Annotated in this window: 17 protein-coding genes; 9 read left to right on the forward strand and 8 right to left on the reverse strand. The window is 62.3% G+C overall.

Annotated elements, in window-relative coordinates; genetic code table 11:
- Nucleotides 1-3 precede the first annotated feature (3 nt).
- The 9 genes from bioF to AC4LE2_RS02295 all read left to right on the forward strand — a co-directional run bounded on the left by bioF (nucleotide 4) and on the right by AC4LE2_RS02295 (nucleotide 9,627).
- Nucleotides 4-1,173, forward strand: a complete 1,170-nt coding sequence (bioF, locus tag AC4LE2_RS02255; RefSeq protein ID WP_491823898.1) for an 8-amino-7-oxononanoate synthase — start codon at nucleotides 4-6, stop codon at nucleotides 1,171-1,173.
- Nucleotides 1,166-1,873, forward strand: a complete 708-nt coding sequence (locus AC4LE2_RS02260; protein WP_491823899.1) for an alpha/beta fold hydrolase — start codon at nucleotides 1,166-1,168, stop codon at nucleotides 1,871-1,873. Before bioF ends, AC4LE2_RS02260 begins: the two co-directional genes overlap by 8 nt.
- Complete coding sequence (gene bioC / locus AC4LE2_RS02265) at nucleotides 1,870-2,664, forward strand: malonyl-ACP O-methyltransferase BioC (RefSeq protein ID WP_491823900.1); 795 nt, start codon at nucleotides 1,870-1,872, stop codon at nucleotides 2,662-2,664. Before AC4LE2_RS02260 ends, bioC begins: the two co-directional genes overlap by 4 nt.
- Nucleotides 2,664-3,344 (forward strand): dethiobiotin synthase, encoded by a 681-nt coding sequence (bioD, locus tag AC4LE2_RS02270; RefSeq protein ID WP_491823901.1) that lies wholly within the window; start codon nucleotides 2,664-2,666, stop codon nucleotides 3,342-3,344. The genes bioC and bioD overlap by 1 nt, the downstream gene beginning before the upstream one ends.
- 66 nt (nucleotides 3,345-3,410) lie before the next feature.
- Nucleotides 3,411-3,701: a pyrroloquinoline quinone biosynthesis protein PqqE gene (locus AC4LE2_RS02275; protein WP_491823902.1), complete on the forward strand. Its 291-nt coding sequence runs from the start codon at nucleotides 3,411-3,413 to the stop codon at nucleotides 3,699-3,701.
- 250 nt (nucleotides 3,702-3,951) lie between these two features.
- A complete protein-coding gene (locus AC4LE2_RS02280; RefSeq protein ID WP_491823903.1) occupies nucleotides 3,952-5,757 on the forward strand; it encodes a phenylacyl-CoA dehydrogenase in 1,806 nt (601 codons plus the stop codon).
- Nucleotides 5,758-6,001: 244 nt separating this feature from the next.
- Nucleotides 6,002-7,288 carry a GGDEF domain-containing protein gene (locus AC4LE2_RS02285; RefSeq protein WP_491823904.1) on the forward strand — a complete coding sequence of 429 codons (1,287 nt, stop codon included), beginning with the start codon at nucleotides 6,002-6,004 and terminating at the stop codon, nucleotides 7,286-7,288.
- A gap of 97 nt (nucleotides 7,289-7,385) precedes the next feature.
- Nucleotides 7,386-9,161 (forward strand): acyl-CoA dehydrogenase C-terminal domain-containing protein, encoded by a 1,776-nt coding sequence (locus tag AC4LE2_RS02290; RefSeq protein WP_491823905.1) that lies wholly within the window; start codon nucleotides 7,386-7,388, stop codon nucleotides 9,159-9,161.
- Between the two features lie 307 nt (nucleotides 9,162-9,468).
- Nucleotides 9,469-9,627, forward strand: coding sequence for a YqaE/Pmp3 family membrane protein (locus AC4LE2_RS02295; protein WP_168085420.1), 159 nt, complete (start codon nucleotides 9,469-9,471; stop codon nucleotides 9,625-9,627).
- Here AC4LE2_RS02295 and AC4LE2_RS02300 read toward each other — a convergent pair.
- From AC4LE2_RS02300 to AC4LE2_RS02335, 8 genes are all read right to left on the reverse strand, one after another.
- Nucleotides 9,624-11,465, reverse strand: coding sequence for a S9 family peptidase (locus AC4LE2_RS02300; protein WP_491823906.1), 1,842 nt, complete (start codon nucleotides 11,463-11,465; stop codon nucleotides 9,624-9,626). The two genes, AC4LE2_RS02295 and AC4LE2_RS02300, sit on opposite strands and share 4 nt — an antisense overlap.
- Nucleotides 11,431-12,537, reverse strand: coding sequence for a pyrroloquinoline quinone biosynthesis protein PqqE (gene pqqE, locus AC4LE2_RS02305; RefSeq protein ID WP_491828029.1), 1,107 nt, complete (start codon nucleotides 12,535-12,537; stop codon nucleotides 11,431-11,433). The genes AC4LE2_RS02300 and pqqE overlap by 35 nt, the downstream gene beginning before the upstream one ends.
- A gap of 22 nt (nucleotides 12,538-12,559) precedes the next feature.
- Nucleotides 12,560-12,835 (reverse strand): pyrroloquinoline quinone biosynthesis peptide chaperone PqqD, encoded by a 276-nt coding sequence (gene pqqD / locus AC4LE2_RS02310; RefSeq protein WP_491823907.1) that lies wholly within the window; start codon nucleotides 12,833-12,835, stop codon nucleotides 12,560-12,562.
- Nucleotides 12,832-13,584 carry a pyrroloquinoline-quinone synthase PqqC gene (gene pqqC / locus AC4LE2_RS02315; RefSeq protein ID WP_491823908.1) on the reverse strand — a complete coding sequence of 251 codons (753 nt, stop codon included), beginning with the start codon at nucleotides 13,582-13,584 and terminating at the stop codon, nucleotides 12,832-12,834. Before pqqC ends, pqqD begins: the two co-directional genes overlap by 4 nt.
- 10 nt (nucleotides 13,585-13,594) lie before the next feature.
- Nucleotides 13,595-14,506 (reverse strand): pyrroloquinoline quinone biosynthesis protein PqqB, encoded by a 912-nt coding sequence (gene pqqB / locus AC4LE2_RS02320; protein ID WP_491823909.1) that lies wholly within the window; start codon nucleotides 14,504-14,506, stop codon nucleotides 13,595-13,597.
- A gap of 69 nt (nucleotides 14,507-14,575) precedes the next feature.
- The gene (gene pqqA / locus AC4LE2_RS02325) at nucleotides 14,576-14,647 is read right to left on the reverse strand and encodes a pyrroloquinoline quinone precursor peptide PqqA (RefSeq protein WP_124086857.1); all 72 of its coding nucleotides are present in this window, start codon (nucleotides 14,645-14,647) and stop codon (nucleotides 14,576-14,578) included.
- Between the two features lie 203 nt (nucleotides 14,648-14,850).
- Nucleotides 14,851-17,304: a pyrroloquinoline quinone biosynthesis protein PqqF gene (gene pqqF / locus AC4LE2_RS02330; protein ID WP_491823910.1), complete on the reverse strand. Its 2,454-nt coding sequence runs from the start codon at nucleotides 17,302-17,304 to the stop codon at nucleotides 14,851-14,853.
- A 120-nt stretch (nucleotides 17,305-17,424) separates the two neighbouring features.
- Nucleotides 17,425-18,507 (reverse strand): polysaccharide biosynthesis/export family protein, encoded by a 1,083-nt coding sequence (locus AC4LE2_RS02335; RefSeq protein ID WP_491823911.1) that lies wholly within the window; start codon nucleotides 18,505-18,507, stop codon nucleotides 17,425-17,427.
- Between the last annotated feature and the right edge of the window lie 11 nt (nucleotides 18,508-18,518).

Here is an 18,518-nt window from a genome sequence, read left to right on the forward strand (position 1 = left end):
CCCATGGGGTTCGACCTGGAGGCGCGCCTCGCCGAGCGGCGCGCGGCGAGCCTGTACCGTCAGCGGCCCTTGCTGGAAACGCCGCAGGGGCCAAACGTTGTGGTAGACGGCCAGGCCCTGTTGGCGTTTTGTAGCAATGATTACTTGGGCCTGGCCAACCACCCAGAGGTCATCGCCGCCTGGCGCCAAGGCGCCGAGCGCTGGGGCGTGGGGGGTGGTGCGTCTCACTTGGTCATCGGCCACAGCTCACCGCACCACGCGCTGGAAGAAGCGCTGGCCGACCTTACCGGGCGGCCCAAGGCGTTGCTGTTTTCTACCGGTTACATGGCGAACTTGGGCGCGGTCACGGCCTTGCTTGGCAAAGGCGATACCGTGCTGCAAGACCGCCTCAACCATGCCTCGCTGCTGGATGCGGGCCTGCTCAGCGGTGCCCGCTTTGCGCGTTACCTGCACAACGACCCCGCCAGCCTGCGCGCCCGGCTGGGCAAGGCCAGCGGAGATACCTTGGTCGTCACCGATGGCGTGTTCAGTATGGACGGCGATGTGGCCGACCTGCCGGCCCTGGCCGGTGAAGCCAAGGCCCACGGCGCCTGGCTGATGGTCGATGACGCCCACGGTGTAGGCGTGCTGGGCACTCAGGGTGGTGGCGTGGTCGAGCAATACGGCCTGGGCGTGGACGACGTGCAGGTGGTGGTAGGCACCCTCGGTAAAGCCTTCGGCACCGCAGGCGCTTTCGTGGCGGGCAGCGAAGCGTTGATCGACTACCTGGTGCAGTTTGCCCGGCCATACATCTACACCACCAGCCAGCCCCCGGCACTGGCGTGCGCGACGCTCAAAAGCGTGGAGCTGGCTCGCCGCGAACACTGGCGGCGCGAACACCTGGCCGCCTTGGTGCAGCAGTTCCGTAGCGGTGCGCAGGCACTAGGGTTGACCTTGATGCCGAGCCATACGCCGATCCAGCCCATTGTGCTGGGTGACAGTGAGAGGGCGATGGCTTGGTCACAGCGGTTGCGTGAGCTGGGGCTGCTGGTCACTGCCATTCGGCCACCCACGGTACCTGCTGGAAGTGCCCGGCTGCGGGTTACCTTGTCGGCAGCCCATAGCGACACCCACGTTGCACGCTTGTTGGAGGCCCTGGCTCAGTGCCAGGCGATGGAACCGATTCATGGCTGAGACCCTTGTACTGTTACCGGGCTGGGGCATGGGCCCTGCCGCCATGGAGCCATTGGCCCTTGCGCTGCAGGCAGCGATGCCCGGCGTTCACACAGTGATCGAGCCATTGCCCCTGACCGAAGGGGTAGGCGAGGCCCTAGCGGTGCTGGACAGCAAAGTACCTGCTGGCGCCTGGCTGCTAGGGTGGTCGCTGGGCGGTATGCTCGCCACCGCGTTGGCTGCAAAGCGAGGGCACGCTTGCCCAGGGCTGATGACCTTGGCCAGCAACCCATGCTTTGTCGCCCGGCCGGAGTGGCCTGAGGCCATGCCGGCCCACACCTTCGATGCCTTTTCAGCGCTTTGTGCCACAGCCCCTGCCACTGCCCTCAAGCGCTTTGGCCTGTTGTGCGCCCAAGGCAGCACTGACGCCCGTACGTTGGCCAAATCCCTCACGCCCCCCACCAGTCGCTACGCCGACCCTGCCGGGCTTGCGCTACTGGAGGCGTTGGACAATCGTGCCACCCTGGCCAGCCTGACGGTGCCGCACTTACACCTGTTCGCCTCAAAGGATGCATTGGTGCCGGCACCTGCTGCCGAGGCACTGGCGCAGATCGCCCCGCGCGCTCAAATACGCCTGCTTGAAGGCAGTCATGCCTTGCCCCTGGAGGCCTGCGCCACGGTGGCTTCTGAGGTGACGGCCTTTATGGAGGGCGCACGATGAGCGAAGAGCGTGCACGCTTGCCCGGCAAGCGCCAAGTGGCGGCCTCCTTCTCTCGGGCCGCGAGCACCTACGACAGTGTGGCCGCGCTACAACGAGACGTAGGCGAGCATTTGATGACGTTGCTGGGCGCTGGCGTGGCCCCTGACCGCTGGCTGGACCTGGGCAGCGGCACTGGGTATTTCAGCCGTCAGCTCGCGCAACGTTGGCCAACGGCTGAAGGGCTGGCCGTAGACATCGCAGAAGGCATGCTCTCCCATGCTCGGCAACTGGGCGGGGCCACCTGGCACCTGGCCGGTGACGCGGAGCAACTCCCTGTGGCTGACGAGTGCGTAGGCCTGATGTTCAGCAGCCTGGCGGTGCAGTGGTGCGAAGATTTTGCCCAGGTGCTGACCGAGGCGCGTCGGGTATTACAGCCAGGCGGCCGCGTTGCGTTCGCCAGCCTGTGCACCGGTACCCTTGGCGAGCTACGCAGCAGTTGGGAGGCTGCCGACGGCCAGGTGCATGTCAATCGCTTCCGCGCGTTTACCACGTATCAACAGCGATGCGCAGCCAGTGGCTTGCAGGTGGATCATCTGACCTGCCAGCCGCATGTTGTGTATTACCCAAACGTTCGCGGCCTGACCCATGAGCTCAAGGCCTTGGGCGCGCATAACCTCAACCCTGGCCGGCCAGGTGGCCTCACGGGGCGCGCACGTGTTGCAGCCATGATGGCCGCTTACGAACGCTACCGCCAACCGGCCGGGCTGCCCGCCACCTATCAGGTGGTGTACGGCTTACTGAGCAAACCTTGATGACCCACGCGTATTTCATTGCCGGTACCGATACTGAAGTCGGCAAAACCACGATCAGCGCCGGATTACTCCAGGCCGCGCGCCGGGCCGGGCTTACGACGCTAGGTGCAAAACCCGTGGCTTCAGGCTGTGCGGTTACCCCTGATGGCCTGCGCAACAGCGATGCCCTGGCACTGATGGCTGAGAGCACCCTGCAACTGGCATACAACGCTATCAACCCGTTGGCGTTCGAGCCTGCCATCGCGCCCCATATTGCTGCTTGTGAAAGTGGTGTTGAGCTGACGGTCGAGGCCCTGCTGCCGGCGATGCGTGAGGCGCTTGCCCAGCAGGCTGATTTCACCCTGGTAGAAGGTGCCGGCGGCTGGCGAGTGCCGTTGAGTGGGGAGGGGGCGCTCTCCGACCTGGCCATTGCGCTCGGCCTGCCCGTCATCTTGGTGGTCGGGGTGCGGCTGGGTTGCATCAACCATGCACTACTCACCGCCGAAGCCATCGCCAGGGATGGGCTGACCTTGGCAGGGTGGGTGGCCAATATCGTCGATCCTCACACCTCAAGGCTTGAGGAAAACCTCGCCACCCTCACCGAGCGTTTGCCCGCACCCTGCCTGGGTCGCGTGCCGCATTTGGCAGATGCCAGTGCGAACAACGTGGCGACTTACCTGGACCTAAACAGGTTGAGCTGACCAACGTTGCTTTACGAAGCACGGGAAGGGCGTACACTGATGGCCAATAGCCAACGAGGTGCAGCCATGCAGATTTCCTCTTCCCTTACGTCCGGGCTCAGCGTCATTCAAGCCGCCGCTACCCGGTTCGACAACGCCGCCACCCAAGTGGCCGGTATCACCAATCACAGCAGTGCGCTGACTCAATCCACGGGGTTTCAAGCGCAGCGGCTGAACGCCGTGGACGCTAGCCAGCAGACCAGCCTTGCTGCCGCCACGGTGGGAATGACCCAGGCGGCCTTGCAGGTAGAAGCGGGCGCCAAGGTGGAAAAAGCCTCGGACCGTGCGCTGGGGACGATGATTGATACGTATGCCTGATTAGAGGTTGTAGCGTCCACCGTCGGTCGGCAGGTTGTTCAGCTGGCAGACGTTACCCAATGCCCCGCCCGCGCCACCGCGCAGGTGGGGCATTGTCGTTATGGGGAAGGGGCAGTTGCGGCCTGGCAGGCCTCTTGACACGTCACAGGCATAAACGTATGTTTCAAACACCTGTTTGACACGTCCGCCGCGGGTGGATGAGTCTCTTTGTGGTTCTTCCTCCCTACCGGTTTCAGCAGAGGTTTTCGTTATGCCCGACTACAAGGCCCCCTTGCGTGACATTCGTTTCGTCCGCGATGAACTGCTCGGCTACGAAGCCCACTACCAAAGCCTGCCCGGTTGCCAGGACGCCACCCCGGACATGGTCAACGCGATCCTCGAAGAGGGCGCCAAGTTCGCAGAGCAGGTGCTCGCGCCACTCAACCGTGTGGGTGATGTTGAAGGCTGCACCTGGTCCGAAAGCGGGGTGAAGACCCCTACCGGCTTCAAAGAAGCCTATAAGCAATTCGTAGAAGGCGGCTGGCCTAGCCTGGCCCACGACGTAGAGCACGGCGGCCAAGGCCTTCCCGAATCCCTGGGGCTGGTCATCAGTGAGCTGGTGGGCACGGCTAATTGGTCGTGGGGCATGTACCCAGGGCTGTCCCATGGCGCCATGAACACCATTTCTGCCCACGGCACCCCCGAGCAGCAAGACACCTACCTCACCAAGCTGGTTTCCGGTGAATGGACGGGCACCATGTGCCTGACCGAACCCCACTGTGGCACCGATCTGGGCATGCTGCGCACCAAGGCTGAGCCGCAGGCGGATGGCAGCTACACCGTCAGCGGTACGAAGATCTTTATCTCTGCGGGCGAGCACGACATGGCCGATAACATCGTGCATATCGTGTTGGCGCGCCTGCCGGATGCACCGCCAGGCACCAAGGGTATTTCGTTGTTCATCGTGCCCAAGTACCTGCCTGGTACCGACGGTGCCATAGGCGAACGTAACGGTGTGTCCTGTGGTTCGCTTGAACACAAGATGGGCATTCACGGTAACGCCACCTGTGTAATGAACTTTGACGGCGCCACCGGCTTCCTGATTGGCCCGGCCAACAAGGGCCTGAACTGCATGTTCACCTTTATGAACACCGCGCGTTTAGGCACCGCCCTGCAAGGGTTGGCCCACGCCGAGCTGGCCTTCCAGGGCGGGCTCAAGTACGCCCGCGAACGCTTGCAAATGCGCTCGCTCACCGGCCCCAAGGCGCCTGACAAAGCCGCCGACCCAATCATCGTTCACCCCGATGTACGGCGCATGCTGCTTACCATGAAAGCCTTTGCCGAAGGCAATCGCGCGATGGTCTATTTCACCTCCAAGCTGGTGGACATCGTCAAGTTCAGCGAAGACGAAGAAGAGAAAAAGCGTGCCGATGGCTTGCTGGCATTCATGACCCCTATCGCCAAGGCCTTCATGACGGAAGTAGGCTTTGAGTCGGCTAACCACGGTGTGCAGGTTTACGGGGGCCACGGCTTTATCGCCGAATGGGGCATGGAGCAAAACGTACGCGACGCGCGTATCGCCATGTTGTACGAAGGCACTACCGGCGTGCAGGCGCTGGACCTGCTGGGCCGCAAAGTGCTGATGACCCAGGGCGAAGCGCTTAAAGGCTTCACCAAGATCGTGCACAAGTTTTGCCAGGCACAAGAGGGCAATGCCGCCGTTGCCGAATTCATCGCGCCCCTGGCGCAATTGAACAAAGAGTGGGGCGAGCTGACCCTGAAAGTGGGCATGGCCGCCATGAAAGACCGTGAAGAAGTGGGTGCAGCCTCGGTGGACTACCTAATGTACTCCGGCTACGCCTGCCTCGCGTACTTCTGGGCAGACATGGCACGCGTAGCAGCGGCCAAGCTGGCCGAAGGCACAGCGGAGGAAGCGTTCTACACCGCCAAGCTGCACACGGCGCGGTTCTACTTCCAGCGGATCCTGCCCCGTACGCGTGGTCATGTGGCTGCCATGCTCAGTGGCGCAGGCAACCTCATGGCGTTGGAAGACGCTGCGTTCGACCTGGGGTACTGAGACCTCAAAGCCTCCTGTAGGGCCAAAGACCGCTGCCTTGTAAAGGGTGGCGGTTTTTTTTGCCCAAACGGGAGGCTGGTTGGGCGGCTATCGTGTATTTTTCCGACGGGATGCGCAGTATAGAGCGGGCCCTTTGCTACAGTTTTGCACCGACCTTTGATTGGTGCCTCATTTTTGCCAGGCGATGTCGAGATAAATAAAGGCACAATGCCATAACTTCATCGTTGGGCCGGAGCCAGTCCCCTTGCTGCGTTTATCCAGTTATCGCCTTAGCCATTTTCTGCCATCCGCCCTGTTGTTGGTGGCGGGGTTGGCCGCTGCCTACATACGCGACCTAAGTGTCTTTTTCACGTCGCTGTTCAATGTATTGCCCACTCTGGTGCTGCTGTTAGGCGGCGCGTATTGCGCGGTGTACCGCAGGCAGCGTGAGCTGTTCCTGATGATTACCGTGTATGTCGCCTATTTCTTACTGGACACGCAGACGGACTATTACCGTGACAACGGCAAAGTGCGTGAAGACGGCGCAGTGATTTTCCACCTCTGTTGCCTGGTATTGCCGTTGTTATACGGGTTGTTTGGCGCATGGCAGGAACGTACCCATTTGTTCCAGGACCTGGTGGCGCGCTTTGCCGTGCTGCTCGCGATAGGGGGCGTTGCGGTTGGCCTTGAGCAAAGCTTCCCCACGGCGCTGCTTGGGTGGCTGGCGGTGATCCATTGGCCGGCATTGCATGGGGAATGGATGAGCCTGGTGCAATTGGCCTACCCGGTGTTTCTATTAGGGTTTGTGTTGCTGGGATCCCAGTACATACGTCACCCACGGCCCTTGCATGCCGCTCAACTGGTTGGCCTGGTAGGGATTTTCTGGATGTTGCCTAAAACGTTCATCCTGCCGTTCACGCTCAACATCATGTGCAGCCAGGTGATGCTGATGATCGCCGCTGCCGTGGCCCACGAGGCCTATCAGATGGCGTTTCGGGATGAGCTGACCGGTTTGCCCGGGCGCCGTGCCTTGAACGAGCGGTTGCAGCGGCTGGGCCGCAACTATGTGCTCGCCATGACCGACGTGGACCACTTCAAGCGTTTCAACGATACGCATGGTCACGATGTCGGCGACCAGGTACTGCGCCTCGTCGCCAGCAAGTTGGCGCAGGTGGGCGGTGGCGGTAAGGCGTATCGCTATGGCGGTGAAGAGTTTGCCTTGGTGTTTGCGGGCAAAACCCTGGAGGAATGCTTGCCATACCTTGAAATGGTGCGGGAGACGATTGCTCACTATGTGATGCACTTGCGCGACCCGGAGCGCCCCACCAACGATCAGCAAGGCCGTCAGCGCCGAGGCGCGGGTGCGGCCTCTCAGGTGTCGGTCACGGTCAGCCTGGGTGTAGCGGAGCGTCAGGTTGACCACCGCACGCCTGAAGAGGTACTCAAAGCGGCCGACCAAGCCTTGTACGCCGCGAAAAACGCTGGCCGCAACTGTGTGGTCTGCCACGGACAAAACCGTCGAGGAGCTGTCAGAAGTAAAGCTGCGGCGTGACCATGAATAGATTTTTAGTCACACCATGACGCTACGTAGCTGATTTGGTGTTGGGCTACACTGGCGCGGTCCCTATTTCGTGTACGGTGAGGTTTCCATGGCTGAGTACAAAGCGCCCCTGCGAGACATGCGTTTCGTGTTGGAGAACGTGTTCGACGCCCCGGCCATGTGGGCCAGCCTACCTGGCTTGGCCGAGGTGGTGGATGCCGAAACCGCCATGGCCGTGCTCGAAGAAGCGGGCAAGCTTACGGGTACGGTGATCGCGCCCCTTAGCCGAGCGGCAGACGAAGAAGGCTGCCATTACGTAGACACCGTCGTCACCACGCCCAAAGGATTTCTTGAGGCTTACCACACCTACGCAGAAGGTGGTTGGGTAGGGGTCGGTGGCGACCCTGCGTTCGGCGGCATGGGCATGCCTAAGGCCATTTCCGCGCAGGTTGAAGAAATGGTCAACGCCGCCAGCCTGTCATTCGGCCTGTACCCGATGCTCACGGCGGGCGCCTGCCTGTCCATCAGCGCTCATGCCACCGAAGCGCTCAAGCAACGCTACCTGCCGAACATGTACGCTGGCCTATGGGCAGGCTCCATGTGCCTGACCGAGCCTCATGCCGGTACCGACCTGGGCATCATTCGCACTCGCGCCCAGCCTCAGGCGGATGGCAGCTACACCGTTAGCGGCACAAAAATCTTCATCACCGGCGGCGAGCATGACCTGACCGAAAACATCATCCACCTGGTGCTGGCCAAGCTGCCTGATGCACCGCCCGGCCCAAAAGGCATTTCGTTGTTCCTGGTGCCCAAGGTCCTGGTGAACGACGATGGCAGCCTGGGCGCGCGCAATACCCTGAGCTGCGGCTCCATCGAGCACAAGATGGGCATACAGGCGTCGGCGACCTGCGTGATGAATTTCGACGACGCGGTAGGCTACCTGGTAGGCGAGGCCCATAAAGGGCTGGCAGCCATGTTCACCATGATGAATTACGAGCGCCTGGGCGTGGGTATTCAGGGGCTGGCGTCGGGCGAGCGCTCGTACCAGAACGCAATCGACTACGCCCGTGACCGGCTGCAAAGCCGTGCCCCGACCGGCGCTGAAGCTCAGGACAAACCTGCCGACCCGATCATCGTCCACCCCGATGTCCGCCGCATGTTGCTTACCATGAAAGCCATGAACGAAGGTGGGCGGGCGTTTTCGACCTATGTGGCCCTTCAGCTGGACGTGGCCAAGTACGCCCAGGACAGCGAAGTGCGTACCCGGGCCGAACACTTGGTAGCGCTGCTCACGCCGGTGGCCAAGGCTTTTTTGACCGACGTGGGGCTGGAGGTCACGGTCCATGGGCAGCAGGTGTTTGGCGGCCACGGCTATATCCGCGAATGGGGGCAGGAGCAACTGGTGCGTGATGTTCGCATCACCCAGATCTACGAAGGCACCAACGGTATTCAGGCGTTGGACTTGGTCGGGCGTAAAGTTGTGGGCAGCGGCGGGGCCCATTACCGTTTATTTGCCGAGGAGATACGGGCGTTCGCTACAACGTCGGCTGATGAGCTGGCGGAGCTCACCACGCCGTTGATAGCGGCGCTTGATGTCCTCGATGCGCTGACGGCCTGGGTATTGGAGCGCTCTGCCAGCAACCCTCGGGAGATCGGGGCAGCGTCGGTTGAGTACCTTCATGCCTTCGGTTATACCGCCTACGCCTATATGTGGGCACGTATGGCCAAAGCAGCCCTTGTACCGGGCGACGAGGCGTTCAACGCCAGCAAATTGGGCACGGCACGTTTCTATTTCGCCAGGTTGTTGCCGCGGATTCACTCCCTGGCCGCCTCGGTAATGGCAGGCAGCGATACGCTTTACCTGCTGGCCCCTGATCAGTTCTAACGGGCTTACAGCCTGTAAGCCTGCGCTTACAGACCCTGGTGCAGATAGCTGATTGGCGCCCGCCAACCGCTTCGGTATCTTGCACACATGGACGTAGCGCAGGAAGCGCCGCATAGAAAAGGGACCCGCACAGGAATTACCGCCAAGGCTGGCGGGATGATAAGGACGTCAAGGGTACACGTCTGCAAACCCCGCCTCGGCGGGGCTTCTTGTTTTAGGCTCAAGGTTGAATCGCGCGCCCCGCCCTGGCTGAACCGCAACGGCGCGCCAAGGTCTGTGAGGTATACCCCTTAAAGGAATCACCTCCATGGACATCATTCGCATCATCTTCGCGATCCTGCTGCCGCCGCTTGGCGTATTCCTCCAAGTAGGTTTCGGCGGCGCGTTCTGGCTGAACATCCTGCTGACACTGTGCGGTTACATTCCAGGCATCGTGCATGCGATTTACATCATCGCCAAGCGTTAACCCTCGATAAGCGCCTTGTAGAACAACCACTCCTGCTCCAAGGCATGCGCCAGGTTCTGTGCCTGGCGAAAGCCGTGCCGCTCGTCTGCGTAATAGTGCGCCTGCACTTCAATGCCTTTGGCCTCCAGCGAGGCAACCATGGCCTCCGTTTGTTGCGGCACGACCACGGTGTCCAGCAGGCCTTGGAAGAAGATCACCGGCACCTTGATGCGGTCGGCATGCAGTAGCGGCGTACGCTCTGCGTAACGTGGCGCGTCGGGGTCGGGGTCGCCGATCAGCCAGTCCAGATAGTCCGCTTCGAATTTATGCGTTTCTCGCGCTAACGTCATGGGGTCGCTGACGCCATACAGGCTGGCGCCGCCGCTGAAGACGTCAAGGAACGCCAGGGCACAGAGGGTGGTATAGCCACCCGCGCTGCTGCCCCGAATAAACGCATGGCGGTCACCGACCCAGCCCTGCTGGCGCAACCAGGCCACTGCCTCGCCGGCATCTTCGACGTCCGTCACGCCCCAGTTGTGTTGCAACGCCATGCGGTAGGCCCGCCCATAGCCGCTGCTGCCACGGTAATTAAGCTCTGCGACTGCAAAGCCACGCTGGCACCAGTATTGAATGCGCGGCTCCAGGACGGGGTAGCAGGCAGACGTCGGCCCGCCGTGGATCACCACCAACAAGGGCGCCTGTGCAGGCGAACCCTGTGGCGGGTAGTAGAACCCGTGGGCCTGAGTGTCCGCGCTTGGGTAGGTGAAGGGTTGCGGGACGCTGATGCGGTCTGTCGCAAAGGGTGATTCGCCGCCTGCCAGCACCGTGACCTTACCACTGTCGCGGTCGATGGCTACCACAGCAGAGGGCAGAACTGCCGAGGCCGCAATGGCGTACACCTGACGGTCATCGGCGGCCACACCCCGAAAGCGCGTATACCCATTGGTATAGTCGCGCCAGTGGCCCTGTTTATCGACCACACCCAGCACACCAAAGCCTTCGTTCAGCCAGGCGGCCATATACGCACCATCCGCCAACGGCTGCCAACTGCTGGCACCCAACTGCCAAGGGGCACCAGCGTGATCGGCCGGCTCGCTGGGCAAGGCGGCCCAGCCTTCCGGGGCCTCCGCCCACGGCTGCCAGAAGCCCTTACGGTCGCTCAGGCACCACAGCCGGCCATGGTTATCAAAGCGCGGCTGTTGCAAGGACTCGTGGGCGCGGTTGCCCGCAACACACGTTGGCTTTTGCCAGCTACCTTCAGCCGATCGCTCCGCACACATCAGGCGCGTGCGCGTCCAGGGCAACTCCGGGCGACTCCACTCGATCCAGGCCAAGCGCTTGCCATCCGCGCTGAGGGTGGCAGCTGAATAAAAGTCAGCGCCCTCGGCCAGCACATGGCGCTCGCCGCTATGCTCGCTGAATCCCACCAAGCGGTGCATGGGGTAAGGCTCGCCAGGCTGCTCTTCAACCGCAAGCACCCAGCCAGGGTGCCAGGCCAGGCCTCCGTAATGGCTACCGCCCTGGCTGAGTAATTCGGGTTCGCCTTTGCCGGTCAGCGGCTGCCGGTAAATCTGTTGATCCTGCTCGTTTACAAAATACACCGCATCGGCGGCAGGGCAGAACGCACCACCGCCGTACTCGTACACTCGGCTGCGCGCGCTGTAGTTCGCAGGCGTCAGGCACCGGGCGTGGCCGCTTTTCCAGTGGTAGAGGCGGCACAGGCCATCCTCTGGACGGTACTCGTTCCAGAACAGGCCTGCCTCGCTTAACGCCAGCTCGGCAAAGTCTCGGCCAGCCGCTACCACTTCCGCCGCGCAGAGAGGCTCAGCCGCGTGCGATGAGTTTTGAGTTCCGGTCATTTCGGTAGGTCAACCCTTCGATGGGGATGGTGCTGCGTTCGGCGTCCTCGCGTGCAGCGAGGATCACCCCATGGTGTGGGGACTTGGCACACACTGGGTCGGCGTTGCTGGCGTCTCCGGTCAGCATGAAGGCTTGGCAACGGCAGCCGCCAAAGTCTTTTTCTTTTTCATCGCACGAGCGGCAGGGCTCAGGCATCCAGTCGAAGCCGCGGAAGCGGTTGAAGCCCAGCGAGCGGTACCAGATGTCATCCAGCGGCTGGTTACGCACATTGGGAAAGGCCACCGGCAGCTGACGGGCACCATGGCAGGGCAGGGCGGTGCCGTCTGGCGTTACCGTCAGGAACAGGCTTCCCCAGCCGTTCATGCAGCCTTTGGGGCGCTCTTCGTAATAGTCGGGCGTAACGAAGATCAGCTTGCACGGGTGCCCCTCTGCCTCAAGCCTGGCGCGGTACTCGTTGGTAATGCGCTCTGCCCGCTCAAGCTGTTCGCGGGTGGGCAGCAGCCCCACGCGATTGAGTTCGGCCCAGCCGTAGAACTGGCAGGTGGCAAGCTCTACGAAGTCGGCCTCCAAGGCCAGACATAGCTCGATGATGCGGTCGATGCGGTCGATATTGTGGCGGTGCGTTACGAAGTTCAGCACCATGGGGTAGCCGCGTGCTTTAACGGCGCGGGCCATGGCCAGCTTCTGTGCGAAGGCTTTTTTCGAGCCAGCCAGCAGGTTGTTCACGTCTTCATCGCTGGCCTGGAAGCTGATCTGGATATGGTCCAGGCCCGCCGCCTTGAAGGTGTCCAGACGTGCTTCGGTCAGGCCGATGCCCGAAGTGATGAGGTTGGTGTAATAACCCAGCCGCCGGGCCTCGCCGATCAAGTCGGCCAGGTCTTGACGGACCAGCGGCTCCCCACCCGAAAAGCCTATCTGGGCTGCACCCATGGCACGGGCTTCTGCCATGACCCTGAACCACTCCTCGGTGGTGAGCTCCTGGCCCTGCGCGGCGAAATCCAGAGGGTTGGAGCAGTACGGGCATTGCAGCGGGCAGCGGTACGTGAGCTCAGCCAGCAGCCACAGCGGCATGCCGATGTGATTGTCGGCTAACTTAGGCGAGTTGTAGCCAATGCTTTGCACGAGCAACCTCCATGAACTGTTCGACGTCGTCGCCCAGCTCGGGTACACCAGGGAATTGAGCATCCAGGCTGGCCACGATGGCAGCGACGCTGCGCTGCCCATCGATCAATGCGCCAATGGCACCGGCGCTTTCATTCAGCTTGATCATGCCTTCCGGATAAAGCAACACATGGCCTTGCTGCGCGGGCTCGTACTGGAAACGATACCCAGGGCGCCAGCTAGGCACCTGTTCGCGGTTGAAGCTCATAGGGCTATGCCTTTGTGCCAGACCCGCTCGCGGGTCACGCTGTGGTAAGGGGGGCGGTTCAACTCATAGGCCATGCTCATGGCATCAAGCATGCTCCAGAGGATGTCCAGTTTGAATTGCAGGATCTCCAGCATGCGCTGTTGGCCTTCTACCGTTGTGTAATGGGCCAAGGTGATCTGAAGGCCATGCTCGACGTCGCGGCGCGCCTGGCCCAGGCGGGTACGGAAATACTCATACCCTGCAGGGTCGATCCACGGGTAATGCGCGGGCCAGCTGTCCAGCCGGGACTGGTGGATCTGCGGCGCGAACAGCTCGGTGAGCGAGCTGCTGGCCGCTTCCTGCCAGTTGGCCCGGCGGGCGAAGTTCACGTAGGCGTCCACCGCGAAGCGCACGCCAGGGAGTACCAGCTCCTGTGAGCGGAGCTGGTCAGGGTCCAGCCCCACGGCTTGCCCCAGCCGCAACCAGGCTTCGATGCCGCCATCTTCGCCAGGGGCACCATCGTGGTCCAGCAAACGCTGAATCCACTCACGGCGCACCTCCCGGTCTGGGCAGTTGGCCAGGATTGCCGCGTCTTTCAGGGGGATATTCACCTGATAGTAAAAGCGGTTGGCCACCCAGCCCTGAATCTGCTCGCGGGTGGCGCGGCCTTCGTACATGGCCACGTGGTAAGGGTGATGAATGTGGTAATAGGCGCCCTTGGCGCGCAGGGCCTGCTCAAATTGCGCGGGCGTCATGGGTTGGTCGCTCATCGCAGCCTCCTTACAGCTCGATACTCATGCCATCGAAAGCAATCTCCACCCCTCGGCGCAGCACTTCAGCGCGCTCGGGTGAGTCTTCATCGAGGATCGGGTTGGTGTTGTTGATGTGAATCAGCACTTTGCGGGCGACGTTCAGCCCGTCCAGCACCTCCAACATGCCCCCAGGGCCGTTCTGGGCCAGGTGCCCCATCTCGCGGCCCGTGCGTGTGCCTACGCCACGGCGCTGCATTTCGTCATCCTCCCAGAGCGTGCCATCGACCAGCAGGCAGTCGGCCTCGGCCATGCGCTCCAGCAGGGCTGCGTCTACCTGGCCCAGGCCGGGCGCGTAGAACAGTCGGCCGCCCGTGTTCAGGTCGTCGACGATCAGACCGATGTTGTCGCCCGGGTGCGGGTCGAACCGGTGAGGCGAGTAGGGTGGCGCCGCGCTGCGCAAGGGCAGGGGGGTAAACCGTAGCCCAGGGCACGCCGGCACCACGAAGCGTTGGTCCAGAACGATAGGCTCCCACTGCAAGCCGCCATTCCAATGGCTGAGCATGTTGAACAGCGGGAAACCAGTGGTGAGGTCCTGGTGGACCATCTCCGTGCACCACACGGCGTGCGGGCAGCCTTCGCGAAGGCTCAATAGCCCTGTGGTGTGGTCAATCTGGCTGTCCATCAATACGATGCCCGCAATGCCGGTATCACGTAGCGCGCGGCCGGGCTGCAACGGCCCGAAGCCTTGAAGCTGGGCGCGGATGTCGGGTGAGGCATTGCACAGCACCCAGTTCACGCCATCGTCGGACAGCGCAATGGAGGATTGGGTACGGGCAGTGGCCCGCAAAGTACCCTCGCGCAGGCCGCGGCAGTTAGGGCAGTTACAGTTCCACTGAGGGAAACCGCCGCCCGCGGCGGAACCCAGGATTTGGATATGCATGGTGGCTCCGTCACAGGCGCACAAACAAAAACGCCCCGGCGAACCGAGGCGTAGGCTTACCGCTGATACTCAACGGTTGGCGAAATACATCGTCACTTCGAAGCCAATACGCAGGTCGGTGTAGGTAGGTTTGGTCCACATGGCAGTAATCCTCTGTGAGAAATAAGGGCTGGCATGATTTAGTCCGCACCAAGGCAAGGACGTTCACGCAAGATCAGGCCACATTGTACTCAAACGCCTGGAAGGGTCAGATGAAAAATAAAGGAAACCGTTTTACGGTTCCCGTAAGAATCGCCAGCACAGTGTTTTCGGCCTCCGTGCACGGCAAGCAACGCCAATAAACTCTACGTATGAGCCCCCTCCCATCCTTTCGGCGCTTCACCGCCGTTGGCCAGCACCCGCCACCCGTGATCGGCATTGGCCAGGCGCCAGGCAGCGCTGACCAGCTCGGGTGAACGCAGCTCGTCCAGGGCCTGACGCAGGCGCTTGAGGTAATCCACGCCATGGCCGCTCAAATGAGCTTGCCAAAGGGTGTCGGCCAGTTGGCTGGTGTCCATGTCCTCAGGGTCGAGCCGGCTCAGCACTGCCTGCCGCTGGCTGCGCAACGGTTCACTGCCCAAGGTGCCGATTACCCGCGGCAACTGCTTGAGAAACTGCTCCATATGGCCTAACAACGCGGCATGATCCGTGCCGGGCGACTGCACCCCAAACACCAACCCTGGCAGCCCGGCGATTTGCCGGAAGCTGCTGAACACGGCATAGCCCAATTGCAGCTCTACCCTCAAGCGCTGGTAGAACAGCGGCTGGGCGATCTGTGCGATCAACCGCCAGGCGGCGTCTTCGCGGATGGCGGCAGGGGGTGCTGGGCAAAACAGCAACAAGGCGTGCTCACTGCCGGCGCTGAGCGCCGTGCGCCAGTGCTTACCCTGCATGGGCCGGGCACGGGCGGCCATTAGCGGGTCTGGCTGGCCGGGCATCGTGCGCAAGACGTGATTGAGGGCGCTGCGGCTGGCGTCGCCTACCCCTACGGCCAAGCCTTCCCAGCGAGCGTTGTTCCACAGCGTTTGCAGGGTGCCGGGCTGGGCATCCACCAAGGGCGTACGGGGGTCGCCTTCGCTGCCTACGCAATATTCGGGCAATTGTCGCAGCAGTTCGCGAATAGGCGTTTGCGGCGGTGGGGGAAGGCCCGGCGCTTGGCGCCAGGCTTCGGGCGGCGGCGCATTACAGATTGCCAGCACCTGCTCAAGCAGGGCGGGCATGGGTTCGCCGATGCCGCTCAGGCGCAGTTGCCAATCTTCGCCCAAGCGAGTGAATAACAACTTCACGCCGGCCTGACGCGCCTCTTGCACCAACCGTTGCAGGCTGCGGTCCAGTACATGCCATAGGGCGGCGTATCGGGAGGCGCCTACTTGCCAGCGCAACAGCACTTCTACCTCCTGCCCGCCACGGTCGCCGCCTTCGGCATAGCCCATGGCGGGTACATCGGGCACGGGGCGGTCGGGCCGGCGGCTGGGCCGCAGGAAACGGTTACGTTGCGGTAGCCGCCAGGGTGCGGGGGCGCCAGGTGCAGCCTGCACAACGCCGGTGGGAAGCGGGTGCAAGACGCGCTCGGGGCGCAATTGCCCCAGCAGCGCCCGCAAGGCCGCCAGCCCTGGCTGATCAAGCACTTGAGCGTGGGCATCCGGTTGCGCTAGCCGTTGGGCCAGCTCAAGTGGCCCGCAGGTCAGGCCTTGGCGACGCTGGAGCAACGCGTACTCATCGCGCAGCATGGGCCAATCGTCCACGGCCTGGAAGAACTCCAACCAGTCGAAGGTCAGCGCGGTAAGGGTGGCCAGGGCGTGCTGGCCTGTGGCAGTGAGCTTGAATTCGATGTCCAGCAATACCTGGCCCTGGTACTGATATGGGACGTTGACCTGCATGCTTTCAATCAGCTCCCGCCGTAACAACTCGGCGTGCAAACCACCTGGTTGGGCGTTGGCGCACCAGGTACTGAAGAAGGCCACGGCCTGAGCGCTGGCGGCAGGCAGGCCCTCGCAGGCAAACGCCAGGTTGAAGCGCGAGCCGGGCGCTTGAGGCGTCGGTTCGCTGGTGGTGTCCAGCAGAGGGTTGGGTATGGGCCGCGGTTGCGCCTTGCCGCGTGGCAAGCCCAGGCAGGTTCGCTGCGCCAGGCGGATCAACTGGTCTTCAGGTTGTGGGCCTACCAGGGTCAGGGTCATCTGCCCGGTGTGGTAGTGGTTGAGGTGAAACTGACGCAGGGCCACCTGAAAGTCAGGCCGCCCCAATGGCAAGCTGTAACGGTTCCCAGCGTGGAAGGCCCGCAGCGGGTGCGCTGACGACAACGCACTGGTCAGCCAGGTGTGGTGGCGCGCTTCGGCGTCCTGGGCCCAACTGATGAACTCCGCGTGCAGCACCTCGCGCTCACGGCGCTGGTCAGTGGAGCTCAGGCGCGGGCTGGCCAGCATGTCACAAAGGCGCTCCAGCGCACCCGAAAAGGCAGGCACTGGCACCTCGAAGAAATAATCCGTGGTGCGATCTGACGTTTTGGCGTTGAGCAGGCCACCCTGGCGCTGCACGAACGGCATCAGTGCCTGGTCGTCTGCAAACCGCGTGGTGCCGAGAAAGAACAGGTGTTCGAGAAAATGAGCCAGGCCAGGCCAGGCAGGGTCGACATCGTGGCTACCAGCATCAACCCGCAAGAATGCAGCCGCGCGCTTGAGGCGCGGCTCGTGACAGATTCGTACACGTAGCCCGTTGTCGAGTACCAAAGTCTCGCTAGCGGCTGAATAAGCAGCAGACATAAGGATCCGATCCATAGGCAACAGGCCTTAATCGTAGCGGATCTCCACGTCGTTCGGGGGGGAATTTTCAGATAGTGGCAATTAGCCGCATCCTAGCCTGTACAAGGGTTTACACCGGGCTTAATTTCGAAACGCTGCGCCTGTGGCAACGACGCTCGCCGACGGCAACAGTTGGCTGATGAAACGGTTCCAGCGGGTGATGTTCGCCGGGCCCACGAACACCACGTCAGCGCTTTGCAGGTCGAACTGGCGGGCCAGCAGAAACGCAGTGGGCTTCTGGGCATCGAGGTAGAACACCGTCGGCGGCTGGTGACTATCGGGCTGGGCGCTACGGATCACGTAGATAGCTTCAGCGCTGGCTGTTTCCTGGCTGATACCGCCTGCATTGCCCAGCGCTTCCATCAGGTTGAAGGTGCTGGAGCCGTAGTTCATCACCTGAGGGTTGTGGACCTCGCCCAACACATACACCTTGTTGGCGCTGTAATTGCCCAAATGGAGCTGATCGCCGTCCTTGAGGTAGATGCGGTTGAGGGGGGAGCCCTCGCGGTTGAGGGTATCGATGTCGAGCAGGTATTCCTTGCCGTCACGCTTGAGAATCAAGCCGGCCAGGTTTGCGTTATCACCTTCGCCGCCGGCCTTGCCAATGGCGCTTACCAGCGACAGGGGCACATTGGTCAAGGGCTGTGGGCCAGGGTTTCGAAACGCGCCCGAGAGCACTACGCGCTGGCTTTCGTAACCCTGCACGTTGACATCCACCTTGGCCAGGTTCAGGTACTTGGACAACCCCGTTTGCAGGTCTGAGCGCAACTGTTCGATCGTCTTGCCGCCCGCCATCACGCTGCCCAAGTAGGGGTAATACAGCGTGCCGTCACCGCGTACCACGCGCGCGGCCGAGCTGCCTTGCTCCGGGCCTGAGGGTGTGTTGAGTTCCTCGTGCTCCCAGACGGTGACCACCAAGGCATCACCGGCACCGATGCGGTACTCGCCCGGCGTGTAGTCCAGCAGCTCATGGGCTACCGGCCGGGCCTGGTAGAGGGTTTTCTCTTGGTTGACGCTGCCGCTGGTAATTTTCACCACCCGTACCGGCCCGTCGAGGCCAGTATCGTCGGCGGCATCTTCTGGCGTCATGTGTTGCCCCGGGGCGAAGGCACACCCTTGAAGCACCGCGCTCAACAGCAGGGCAACCAACACATTGCGATTCATTTCAATCTTCC

It is taken from the genome of Pseudomonas sp. 9.3L (assembly GCF_058536285.1).

Coding starts and splice junctions, on each gene's coding strand:
- bioF (WP_491823898.1), top strand. CDS start 4: ATGGGGTTCGACCTGGAGGCGCGCCTCGCCGAGCGGCGCGCGGCGAGC.
- AC4LE2_RS02260 (WP_491823899.1), top strand. CDS start 1,166: ATGGCTGAGACCCTTGTACTGTTACCGGGCTGGGGCATGGGCCCTGCC.
- bioC (WP_491823900.1), top strand. CDS start 1,870: ATGAGCGAAGAGCGTGCACGCTTGCCCGGCAAGCGCCAAGTGGCGGCC.
- bioD (WP_491823901.1), top strand. CDS start 2,664: ATGACCCACGCGTATTTCATTGCCGGTACCGATACTGAAGTCGGCAAA.
- AC4LE2_RS02275 (WP_491823902.1), top strand. CDS start 3,411: ATGCAGATTTCCTCTTCCCTTACGTCCGGGCTCAGCGTCATTCAAGCC.
- AC4LE2_RS02280 (WP_491823903.1), top strand. CDS start 3,952: ATGCCCGACTACAAGGCCCCCTTGCGTGACATTCGTTTCGTCCGCGAT.
- AC4LE2_RS02290 (WP_491823905.1), top strand. CDS start 7,386: ATGGCTGAGTACAAAGCGCCCCTGCGAGACATGCGTTTCGTGTTGGAG.
- AC4LE2_RS02295 (WP_168085420.1), top strand. CDS start 9,469: ATGGACATCATTCGCATCATCTTCGCGATCCTGCTGCCGCCGCTTGGC.
- AC4LE2_RS02300 (WP_491823906.1), bottom strand. CDS start 11,465: ATGACCGGAACTCAAAACTCATCGCACGCGGCTGAGCCTCTCTGCGCG.
- pqqE (WP_491828029.1), bottom strand. CDS start 12,537: ATGCCGCTGTGGCTGCTGGCTGAGCTCACGTACCGCTGCCCGCTGCAA.
- pqqD (WP_491823907.1), bottom strand. CDS start 12,835: ATGAGCTTCAACCGCGAACAGGTGCCTAGCTGGCGCCCTGGGTATCGT.
- pqqC (WP_491823908.1), bottom strand. CDS start 13,584: ATGAGCGACCAACCCATGACGCCCGCGCAATTTGAGCAGGCCCTGCGC.
- pqqB (WP_491823909.1), bottom strand. CDS start 14,506: ATGCATATCCAAATCCTGGGTTCCGCCGCGGGCGGCGGTTTCCCTCAG.
- pqqF (WP_491823910.1), bottom strand. CDS start 17,304: ATGTCTGCTGCTTATTCAGCCGCTAGCGAGACTTTGGTACTCGACAAC.
- AC4LE2_RS02335 (WP_491823911.1), bottom strand. CDS start 18,507: ATGAATCGCAATGTGTTGGTTGCCCTGCTGTTGAGCGCGGTGCTTCAA.